Source organism: Xanthomonas sp. LMG 12462 (assembly GCF_009192885.1).
Taxonomy (GTDB): Bacteria; Pseudomonadota; Gammaproteobacteria; order Xanthomonadales; family Xanthomonadaceae; genus Xanthomonas_A; species Xanthomonas_A sontii.
In genome coordinates, this window is sequence record NZ_NMPP01000133.1 from 1 (window position 1) to 1,149 (window position 1,149).

Sequence of the window (1,149 nt, forward strand, 5' to 3'; positions counted from 1 at the left end):
CCGCCGCGGCGGCCCCCGGCAACGCCGGCGGCCCCCGCGCAGTACCTGCCATTGAAGGAGTCAACTGATGCGCATCTGGGCGATCGCCAACCAGAAAGGTGGCGTGGGCAAGACCACCACCACGCTGGCCCTGGGCCGTGGGCTGGCCATGCTCGGGCACCGCGTGCTGATGCTCGATCTCGATCCGCACGCCTCGCTGACCCGGGCCTTCGACGTGCCGCAGGAACCGCAGCCGGCGGGCGTGCTCGACCTGTTCGCGACCCCGCCGGGCGAACTCGCCGCGCTGGCCCGCGACACCGCGGTCGAGCGTCTGAGCTTCGTTTGCGGGCAGACCGCGCTGGCCACGCTGGAACGGCGCAGCGCCAACCAGCCCGGCCTGGGCCTGGCGCTGCAGCAGGCCATGGCCCGCCACGCCGGCCAGCACGACTACATCCTGCTCGACTGCCCGCCGACCCTGGGCCTGCTGATGATCAACGCGCTGGCGGCGGCCGACCGCGTGATCATCCCGACCCAGGCCGAGCCGCTGGCCCTGCACGGCCTGGCCAGCATGGTCCGCACCGTGGACATGGTCGAGCGCTCGCGGCGCCGGCCGCTGCCCGCCTCGATCCTGCCGACCCTGTTCGACAAGCGCACCCGCGCCGGCAACGAGACCCTGCGGCAGATGCAGGACAGCTACGGCGAGCGGGTGTGGGAAGACGCCATCCCGGTCGACACCAAGATCTGCAACGTCAAGGCGCTGACGGTGGCCGGCGTGCCGGGCGACTACCCGGGCCGCGGCCTGGCCGCCTACCGCCGCGCGCTGGAATGGCTGATCGCCAGCGACGCCACGCCGATGGAGCAAGCCGCATGAGCACCCCCGGGATCATCGACGATTATCTGGAAGGCCTGCTCCACGACGTGATCGCCGAGGAGCAGAAGGCCGTGCCGCCAAGCCCCGCGCCGGTCGCGGTCGCCGACGTGCAAGCGGACGCCGCGACGACGGCGCCCGCCCCGACCGCGACCGGACCGACCCCGGACCAGATCGCCGCCGCGGTCCTGGCCGAAGCCGACTCCGATCCGGCCCTGGCCGGCATCATGTCGCAGCAGGCGCTGGCGCCCGCACCGGCCGGTCCGACACCCGGACAGATCGCCGCCGCGGTCCCGGCCGAA

The 1,149-nt window shown here is 73.5% G+C and carries 1 protein-coding gene and 1 pseudogene; both read left to right on the top strand.

All coding sequences use genetic code 11. The features are described 5' to 3' along the window. Nucleotides 1–67: 67 nt before the first annotated feature. A complete protein-coding gene (locus CEK69_RS20925; protein WP_152247720.1) occupies nucleotides 68–850 on the top strand; it encodes a ParA family protein in 783 nt (260 codons plus the stop codon). Further along, nucleotides 847–1,149 (top strand): annotated as a pseudogene (locus CEK69_RS20930) (hypothetical protein); the annotation flags it as partial. The gene CEK69_RS20925 and the pseudogene CEK69_RS20930, both read left to right, overlap by 4 nt.